Origin of the sequence: Lysinibacillus sp. NPDC093216 (assembly GCF_050280325.1) — a bacterium.
Classification (GTDB): Bacteria; Bacillota; Bacilli; order Bacillales_A; family Planococcaceae; genus Lysinibacillus.
On the sequence record NZ_JBNNVB010000054.1, the window covers coordinates 1 to 9,553 of the forward strand.

General features: G+C 37.2%; 9 protein-coding genes, 1 tRNA gene and 1 other RNA gene. 7 read left to right on the top strand and 4 right to left on the bottom strand.

What is annotated here, in order from left to right; genetic code table 11:
- Positions 1-270 precede the first annotated feature (270 nt).
- Positions 271-903, top strand: coding sequence for an RraA family protein (locus ACQKOG_RS26780; protein ID WP_402874887.1), 633 nt, complete (start codon positions 271-273; stop codon positions 901-903).
- Between the two features lie 87 nt (positions 904-990).
- On the opposite strand, the gene ACQKOG_RS26785 is transcribed toward ACQKOG_RS26780, so the two are convergent.
- From ACQKOG_RS26785 to ACQKOG_RS26800, 4 genes are all read right to left on the bottom strand, one after another.
- Positions 991-2,265, bottom strand: coding sequence for a cation:dicarboxylate symporter family transporter (locus ACQKOG_RS26785; RefSeq protein ID WP_370083301.1), 1,275 nt, complete (start codon positions 2,263-2,265; stop codon positions 991-993).
- 90 nt (positions 2,266-2,355) lie between these two features.
- Positions 2,356-3,234 (bottom strand): response regulator, encoded by an 879-nt coding sequence (locus ACQKOG_RS26790; RefSeq protein WP_337992051.1) that lies wholly within the window; start codon positions 3,232-3,234, stop codon positions 2,356-2,358.
- Positions 3,235-4,497, bottom strand: coding sequence for an ATP-binding protein (locus ACQKOG_RS26795; RefSeq protein ID WP_427448582.1), 1,263 nt, complete (start codon positions 4,495-4,497; stop codon positions 3,235-3,237).
- Positions 4,498-4,781: 284 nt separating this feature from the next.
- Positions 4,782-4,874 (bottom strand) — tRNA-Ser (locus ACQKOG_RS26800).
- 469 nt (positions 4,875-5,343) lie between these two features.
- Here ACQKOG_RS26800 and ffs point away from each other — a divergent pair.
- From ffs to ACQKOG_RS26830, 6 genes are all read left to right on the top strand, one after another.
- Positions 5,344-5,611: signal recognition particle sRNA large type (gene ffs, locus ACQKOG_RS26805), an RNA gene on the top strand.
- A gap of 284 nt (positions 5,612-5,895) precedes the next feature.
- Entirely contained in the window at positions 5,896-7,683 is a 1,788-nt protein-coding gene (gene dnaX, locus ACQKOG_RS26810) for a DNA polymerase III subunit gamma/tau (RefSeq protein ID WP_427448583.1), read from the top strand.
- Between the two features lie 21 nt (positions 7,684-7,704).
- Complete coding sequence (locus ACQKOG_RS26815) at positions 7,705-8,019, top strand: YbaB/EbfC family nucleoid-associated protein (RefSeq protein ID WP_427448584.1); 315 nt, start codon at positions 7,705-7,707, stop codon at positions 8,017-8,019.
- 11 nt (positions 8,020-8,030) lie between these two features.
- Complete coding sequence (gene recR / locus ACQKOG_RS26820; RefSeq protein ID WP_079564088.1) at positions 8,031-8,627, top strand: recombination mediator RecR; 597 nt, start codon at positions 8,031-8,033, stop codon at positions 8,625-8,627.
- A gap of 13 nt (positions 8,628-8,640) precedes the next feature.
- Positions 8,641-8,856, top strand: a complete 216-nt coding sequence (locus ACQKOG_RS26825; protein WP_132364636.1) for a YaaL family protein — start codon at positions 8,641-8,643, stop codon at positions 8,854-8,856.
- Between the two features lie 134 nt (positions 8,857-8,990).
- A complete protein-coding gene (locus ACQKOG_RS26830) occupies positions 8,991-9,263 on the top strand; it encodes a pro-sigmaK processing inhibitor BofA family protein (protein WP_142511000.1) in 273 nt (90 codons plus the stop codon).
- The last annotated feature ends 290 nt before the right edge of the window (positions 9,264-9,553 follow it).

Consider the following 9,553-nt stretch of genomic DNA (forward strand, 5'->3'; position numbering starts at 1 on the left):
AAGTACAAACTCAAGCAGCATAATTTTTAAAAACGTAAGTTTTCTTAATAGGAGCAGTCTAAGCTCTTGAAAAAAGTGATTTATGAAATTGATTCGTTTAATAAAGAAGAATAAAATAATTGCAAGAATTAGAGAAAAGGTTAACGTATGTAATAGCTAGTCTTCAAATGTAATATTTACATAATTTTCTGATATATATTGAAAAAGTAGCTGAGTTTTATTTACAATAATTGTGTAAAGCTTTCATAAATCATAATAGGGGTGTTATAGATGACAAAGGTGGAAGTAAGTTTTAAGCATTTGCCAACGACTGCAGTTTCAGATGCGACAGGAGGACATACGAATTTACGCAGTGATATTAAACCGTTAGCAGATCATTATAAAATTGCTGGCCGTGCAGTAACAGTGCGTTTACCAGATGGTGAAAATGGTGCAGTATTGGAAGCCATTCGAGTTGCTAAAGAAGGGGATATTTTAGTAATTGACGCTAAAGGGAATACCAATCGTGCAGTTGCTGGTGATTTTGTTCTTTCATTAGCGAAGGGTATAGGTGTACAGGGCTTTGTCGTTGATGGTGTTATTCGTGATATTGCAGCTATTCGTGAGCTAGACTTTCCTGTATTTTCACTTGGCACAACGGTAGCAGCTGGCAATAAAAACGGCGGTGGTCAAGTAAATGTTCCTATTGCTATTGGGGGCGTTTCTGTTCGCCCTGGTGATTATATTATTGGGGATGTTGACGGTGTCGTTGTCGTGCCACAGGAAGATGCAGAGCGTATTGTGGCAGCCGCTGAGGTAAAGCTCGAAAAAGATGACGTACGTGCTCAAGAGGCACATGCAAATGGAAAAGAATCTATTATTGCTTATTTAGATAAAGCATTAACTTCCTCCAGAAGAAGCTGAAAGAAGTTAAAGCCTAACGGCCGATTCCAGACGTAATAAAAAAACCCTCACGATGCCATCCATACATCGTGAGGATTTTTTTAACTTTTATGCTAAATTTTCATTATCTTTAAAGTAATTTTTCATTTTCTCTGAATCGAAACGGCCTTCCCATTTCGCCATTACTAATGACGCAAGTGAGTTACCAATTACGTTAACGACTGTACGTCCCATATCAAGAATACGGTCGATACCTGCGATGAATGCTAAACCTTCAATTGGAATGCCGACAGTACCTAAAGTTGCTAGAAGCACAACGAAGGATACTCCTGGAACACCTGCAATCCCTTTAGATGTAACCATTAATACAAGCATTAACGTAATTTGTTCACCAATGCTTAGGTGAATACCGTACATTTGAGCAATAAATAATGCAGCAATAGCTTGGTACAGTGTAGAACCATCTAAGTTAAAAGAGTAACCGGTTGGAATAACAAAGGATACGATATCCTTTGGAGCACCTAGTTTCTCCATTTTCATCATAACTCGTGGTAACACAGCTTCAGAACTTGCTGTTGAGAACGCTAAAATCAGCTCATCTTTTAATACTTTAATTAAGAAGAAGATACTGATACCTGTAAATTTGGCCACAAGACCAAGAACGACAAAGATAAAGAATAGCATTGTTGCATAAACAAGTATAGCGAGTTTACCGAGTGGTATTAGTGAAGCGAATCCATATTTGGAAACGGTTACACCAATTAAACCAAATACCCCAATTGGAGCGAATTTCATTACGAGGTTAGTTACCCAGAACATGGTATCTGCTACCCCTTGGAAGAAGTTTAATACTGGTTTACCACGTTCGCCAATGGCAGCAACCCCTAAACCAAAAATAACTGAGAAGAAAATGATAGCAAGCATATCACCTTCAGACATTGCCTGAATGATATTTGTCGGTACTATGCCTACAATAATATCAAATGGTCCTTCATGCTGTACTTCTTCTGTAGTTGCAACGTATTTCGAAATATCTCCTTTAGAGAGCTCGTTCATGTTTACGCCCGCGCCTGGGTGGAATAAGTTTGCGGAAAGTAAACCAATTACAATTGCTACTGTTGTAATAACCTCAAAGTAAATAAGCGATTTCCCGCCTAATCGTCCAAGCTGTTTCATATCTCCAGTGCCAGCAACACCAACGATTAAAGTCGAAATAATAATCGGTACAACAATCATTTTAATTAGATGAAGGAAAATATCACCTAGAGGTTGTAGATATGTTTCAATTTTGGGGTTTCCGTAAAAGATACCACCAATAATAATCCCTAAAATCAAACCGACTAAAATTTGAGTGGCTAAACTGATTCTAAATTTCTTCTTCAAAACCTTAGTACCTCCTAATATTAAATTTTTAGGACTTGCCTTACTTTAATAATACGGAGGACTTATGAAATCCGACAAAATCCGAGAAAATTAATTTAATTTAGTTAAAATGTCTGAATATAATACCTGAATAAACTTCTTAATATTAACCTTTGCTTTGCGATTTTTGTGATCTTCTATCTGAGTCATAAGCAGACGAATTTCTTTAAAGTCAAAGTATCTAGGTGCATAATATTCAAATTCGGAGTTTGTATAATCTACGACACCTAAATTGGCGAGATTTATCATCGCTGCTAATATAGTTCGGCGCACCCGCTGTTCAATGGCTTTACTTTCCTTCAAAATTTCATCTGGTGTAGCCTTTGTGACAACTGCAATCTCCTCATAAAGCTCTTTTAATGGTGGAAGTGGTGCAATTTTGTGCTGATGCGCAAGTAATGTTTCGATGATAGCTATAATATCTTCGCTTCCAATCTCGCCAACGATCCCCATATCATTTAAGATGGATTGAATATGATCGCGTGACGTTGCTTTATGATTGATTTGTTCACTTAGATCAATATTTGTAAGTGATTGGCGAATAATAAGTAATGAATTTTTCAGGCGAAATTGTTCAGTTGTTTTACGTAAAACATTTTCAACCTCAATACGGTTTATTGGTTTATGAATAAAGAAATCTATACCTTGCTCATATGCCTCACCAACCATTTCCTTATTCACTACTTGAGAAATCATGACAAATTGTCCTTCAAAACGATTTTGAATAAGGTGTTCGACTGTTGCTATCCCATCAAGCTTAGGCATAAGTAAATCAATCAACACAAATTCAGGTTGTGTCATTAAAATTTGTGGAATGGCGTCCTCACCATTGCGTGCTTCACCAATAACTGTACCTAAGCCACTATCTTCAATAATTTGTTTTAACATGACCCGACTTGCACGATCATCATCTACAATAAAATACCTCATTTAAGTCTCTCCCGTTTGAATAGTTTGCGTAGGAACTGTAATTTTAAACATCGTGTTTTGAGTATTTGATTCAACGGTTATTGAGCCATTTAATTTATTTACTAATTCAGCAACATGTGAGAGCCCAATACCTGTTGCTGCGACACCGTCTACATTGTATTTTGTAGTGTATCCAGGTTCAAAAATGATAGAGAGATTACTTTGTGGAATGCCCTTTCCGTTATCGCATACTGTTATTACAGTATCATCCTGTTGCTGCTGAATGGCAATAGAAATGATGCCTTGATCTTCAATTGCTTCTATAGCATTAGCTGTTAAATTATTCAAAAGTGCAAGCAATGCAATATGTTCCTTCGTTTGAAAATCGATCTCAATATTTAATTTAAATTCAATTTCTTTGCCGAGAAAATTAGCGTACTTACTGTTGCCGTCTTCAATATAATGTAATAATTCTGACAATCTAAGGGATCCAAAGCTCTTTTCACCAACAATTTTAGAAATACCTGCATAAATGCGTTGTGAATCCTTCTTCACTTCATGAATTTCCTGGGCAATATGAAGTGCCTGTAAACTTTCTGCACGATAACCTAGCGATTTTAATTGTCGATATAGTTCAAACCCACTGACTGTTATTGCTTCTATATGGTTCATAGATTTTTTTAAATAAAGTGTCTCAACATATAAATCTGAGCCGATTGTAAGCATTTCCTGAACACGTTTTTTTTGCTCAGCAATTAAAATGGAACTATATATACCAACAACAAAAAAGCTACGTAATAAAGCAACTGCTAATAGTATAAGTAAATCATGAAGGAATAAAAAAGTATAAGAATTTATAAAATAACGAAATAGTTGTTCCACTAAATTACTGAATACTTCACTAAACGCAACTAGCAATCCAAGCAATAGTGGTTTTTCTCTATATTGGTGAATGCTTAGAATTTGTAGGCATACTGCAAACAATATATAAAAGGCGGCGGCAGGTAAATGTATTAGTAAACTATTGACTACTGGAACATCATGTAAAGTGTAATTAATGATAACTCGAAAAATGGTTGTCACGATACTCGTAGTAAATCCAGCGAAAATAATAGGTGTAGGTCTTAGCAGAGTGCACAAAAAGAAAATAATACTTCCTAATCCGAAACGAAAAGGTGTATCAGCGAAAGGCATTATTTTAATTTCACTACCAATAGCAGTTAACAGGGCAATTGTCAAAATCCAAGTGAGGGAAGCACGGGATATGTAAACTTTCGAGTGCATAAAAAAATCCTTCCTAATAATATTAACGAGCATTATGCTAAAAGAGCTCATTTGTTTGAAATAAAGGTAATTGTACCACTACTTTTAATATTGCGTTGGGGCGAAAAGTGGTTTCATAATGAAAGCGCATTTGTCTAGATGAAATAATGCTATAGATTTTTTACGGTTATAACAATTTACAATAAAAAAATACCACAACCTAAGTGGAAGTGGCATCTAGTAAATGTTACATATAATTTTTAAGCAAAAAAAAACGGCTACATTCGTAGTCGGAATTTTAAAACTGGAGGAGGTAGAGGGATTCGAACCCCCGCGCGGTGTTACCCGCCTGTCGGTTTTCAAGACCGATCCCTTCAGCCAGACTTGGGTATACCTCCATGTTGTTTTGTTCGTTGTCTTATCGACAAGATTTAATTTATCATATTTTAAAATTCACGTCAACAGATTTTTTATGTTTTTTTAACTTCATTCAACAATTATTTTCTGTAGCGAAAGTAAAGCGTCAGGTACAGAAGTCTTTCACCTCTATAGGAGGGAGATGAATGCGGTACTAAGTCAGTTTTTGAGCGGATGACATGGAATGAAAAAGAGTTCTTATAGCGCATCCATGCGATAATCGGTAAGGTATTATCGAAATGGCCGACATCGTGTCGGCCCTCATCCAGGCAAGCGCAAAGCCGATTCCGGACGCATTGTTTATCTGCGCGAAAGCGAAGCGACAGCGGCAATTATGGCGAGGCATAATGGATTAATAATTTCTTTCTTACAGTGCAGATAGAATGTTCCAAATAAATATTATGTGTATTAAGTTGCAATTTATGAAAACAGTCAGTATACTAGTTATTGCCGTGCTAGGTGGGAAGGTAGCGGTGTCCTGTAACTCGCAATCCGCTCTAGCGAGACTGAATTCCTTTTTCGAGGCTGTCCGTATTGTTTGGTCTGCCTTTTGCACGTAGTGTTGACGATTGGGTCCTGCGCAATGGATACCCATGAACTATGTCAGGTCCGGAAGGAAGCAGCATTAAGTGGTCTTATTCATGTGCCGCGGGGTTGCCTAATCTGAGCTAACGACAAGAGTAACGCTTATGTGCGGCTGTCGAAGAAAGGTGCACGGCATTAAATTGCCAATTCAAACGCATCCGTCTACAAAAGGCGGATGCGTTTTTTTTATATGATTTTATACTATTTGTTGGGACAGAAAATCAATCATTAGCACGTTTATGGGAGTTACAAATTGTACGAGGCGGCTGATAGGAGCCGGAAGTATCAGCTTTCACTACAGGAAGTGAAAGAGAATCGTCCCGAAATTTTTGAAAAACGATGACACTATTTTATAAATAATGACGAAAATGCTATAATAGAACTATTCTATATGATGAAGAAAAGGAGAGGAAACCATTGACGTATCAAGCATTTTATCGTGTGTATCGACCGCAATCATTCCGAGAGATGTCTGGTCAAGCACATGTCAAAAGAACGCTACAAAATGCTCTCCTAGCGAATAAAACAACACATGCTTATTTATTTTCTGGTCCACGTGGAACCGGGAAAACAAGTACAGCTAAAATTTTTGCAAAGGCTTTAAATTGTGAGCATGCACCATCAAAAGAGCCTTGTAATGAATGTGCTACTTGTTTAAGCATTACTGACGGTTCTCACCCAGATGTTATTGAATTTGACGCGGCGTCTAATTCGCGCGTTGAAGAAATACGAGACATCATTGAGAAAGTTCGATTTGCTCCTGCGAGTAGCAGATATAAAGTGTATATCATTGATGAAGTGCATATGCTTTCTACAAGTGCTTTCAATGCCCTTTTAAAGACGTTAGAAGAACCACCTTCACATGCTGTATTTATTTTAGCGACGACAGAGCCTCATAAATTGCCCGCAACAATTATTTCGCGATGTCAGCGCTTTGATTTCAAGCGTCTTTCAACCAATGATATTATTGAGCGCATGAAAGTTGTGTTAGAAGATATTGAGTTACCATTTGAGGAACAAGGTTTAAAGGTAATCGCACAGTCAGCAGCGGGTGGTATGCGTGATGCTTTAAGTTTATTAGACCAGGTTGTATCCTTCAGTGGAGAAAAGTTGAAGCTTGAGGATACATTACTTGTGACAGGTTCTATTAGTCAGGAAGTTTTCTATGAATTAGCAGAAGCTCTAAAAGTAAAAGATGTCGCACAAATGCTTGCGTTATTAGAACAGCTTATTGCGGATGGGAAAGATCCACTTCGACTTTCAGAGGACTTGATTACATTTTTCCGGGATTTATTATTACTGCAAACAAGTGAGGATTTGGCTGAATTATTAGAACTAGTATCACCAGAGGAGCGAGTATTTACATTGGCGCATGATTTTGCACCGAATTTGCTCTATGGCTACATTGATATTTTAGCGAAAACACAGCAAGAAATGCGGTTCTCCCACCATACAAAGATTTACTTGGAAACAGCGTTACTTAAAATGGTGCAGTTTTCGGGTGGTGCAGTTGGTCAGACTACCACTTCAGGTGAGGCAGCTATGAGCCCTGAGCTCGCCCAAAAAATCGTGGCACTTGAGCAGATGGTGCAACAACTATCAGCTCAATTACAAGCAGGTGCTCCTATGCAAACAGCGCAAACACCAAAAGAGCAACGTCCACGAGCAAAAAGTCCGAATGGCTATAAAGCACCAACAGGCCGTATTCAAGAGATACTAAAGGATGCTACAAAGCAAGATGTGCAACGTATCAAATCGGTTTGGGCCCAGGCATTAAGTCAGATGCAAAAATCTCAGTCAGCTCTTTTAGCAGAGGCTGAACCTGTTGCGGCATCATCAAGTGCTTTTGTGTTAAAATTCAAGTATGATATTCATTGTCAAATGGTTGCTGATAATCAAGCCCTAAAAGCTCAATTCACACAATTAATTGCAGGGCAAACTGGTACTATGTATGAAATGCTTTGTACGCCTGAAGAGGCTTGGTTAAAATTACGTGAAGAGTTTATTCGTGATCATGGCTTACAGCAGGAGAAAAAATCTCAGAATGAAACCGATCATGAAATGGAATTGTCAGAACCACCACCGGCAGAAATGCCAGAAGGGCCGTTTATCGACGATGCTCAACCGCTTGCTTCACAAGATCCACTTGTGACGGAAGCAGAAAAGCTGTTTGGTAAAGATTTTATTGAGGTTGTTGAAGATTAATCATTTAGGAGGAATATGTTTATGCGCGGAATGGGAAATATGCAAGGTATGATGAAAAAAATGCAAAAAATGCAAAAGGAAATGATGGAGGCTCAAGAGACTTTAAATGCAGAGCAATTTGAAGGTGTAGCTGGTGGCGGTATGGTGAAAGTAACTGTAACTGGTCAACGTGAAATTGTAGAAGTAAATCTTGATCCATCAGTAGTAGATCCAGACGATATCGAAATGCTACAAGATTTAATCGTTGTTGCTGCAAATGAAGCATTGAAAAAAGTAGATGAAAAAACGAATGCAACAATGGGTAAATTTACTCAAGGCATGAATCTTCCGTTCTAGGAGGTAAATAAATGTACTACCCAGAACCAATATCGAAACTGATTGATAGTTTTATGAAATTGCCAGGTATCGGGCCGAAAACCGCGGCTCGTCTGGCGTTTTTTGTGTTAACAATGAAAGAAGATGACGTTTTATCCTTTTCAAAGGCATTGATTGATGCTAAACGAAATTTAAGCTATTGCTCCGTATGTGGCAACATAACTGATGTAGATCCATGCCATATCTGTACAGACAAACAAAGAAATCATTCTATTATTTGTGTTGTCCAAGATACAAAAGATGTGATTGCGATGGAAAAAATGCGTGATTTCAACGGTATGTATCATGTATTACAGGGAGCTATTTCACCTATGGATGGTGTTGGGCCAGAGGATATTAATGTCGCTTCGCTACTAGTTCGTTTGCAAGATGAGACTGTTCAAGAACTTATTTTAGCTACGAATTCGACGATTGAAGGCGAGGCAACAGCTATGTATATTTCTCGTCTAGTGAAGCCATCTGGTATTCGAACAACACGGATCGCTCATGGACTACCAGTAGGTGGAGATTTAGAATATGCAGATGAAGTAACGTTATCGAAGGCAATGGAAGGTCGCCGAGAATTGTGAGTGAGGGATTAATATGTTCTTCCGCAGTAAGGGAAAATTAAAAAAAGAATTCGATGACAAGCTTGTGAATCTTATAAAAGGAACAAAAGAGGATTTACAGCAGGCAAAGATAATTGAAGAATTACTAGACGACTATGATTTAGAAGTAATAGCTCAACGCAAAGCTGCGGAGAGTATACATTTTTATTTATTCAAGGAAGCTAGAATTCGTAGAGTATTAATTAAATAATAGTTTTTAAACTTATTTCAGCGGGTGTCCAAACACCCGCTGAAATAAGTTGGTGCCTCGGTATAATTAATATTCATAGAAGCAAAACAGGAAACATAAACTTTCATAATTATATTTTCTAAGGGGGTAACCATATGTCGTGGTTAGTAATTATGAGTTTTTGTGTGCCTGTAGTGCTTCTTTTTCTTTATATAATAATAAGACATGCCAAGATGGGTAAAATTTTAGAAGGAATGTCTGTGTTTTGGTTTAGATTTGCTTTTGCCTTTCTACTATTATTTATTATTCACTTAGGAATAGGGTATGCAGGCTATAATGTGCCGATTAATCTATTTTCAGTATTCACAATTGCAATATTAGGTATTCCGGGTGTGCTAGGGATAACTGCTTTAATATATTTTTTATAAGATGCTTGCAAAATAAAAATATTGTGGTATAGTAATAAGAGTCGTTAAGATAACTGTTGAAAAACAAATGAGTTTTAAATTAAATAATTTATTTGTTGACAATAAGTAAACGACATGATATTATTTAAGAGTTGCTGCTAAGAAACGGCAACGAAATGAACCTTGAAAACTGAACAAGCAAAACGTAATCAATATAGTTTTTAGTAGCTAACCTTGAGTTGGTGAACGAAACAAAATTTTGGACATCAAACATGATGCCAGCAAAACAATTTGAGCTAATCAAATTTCTT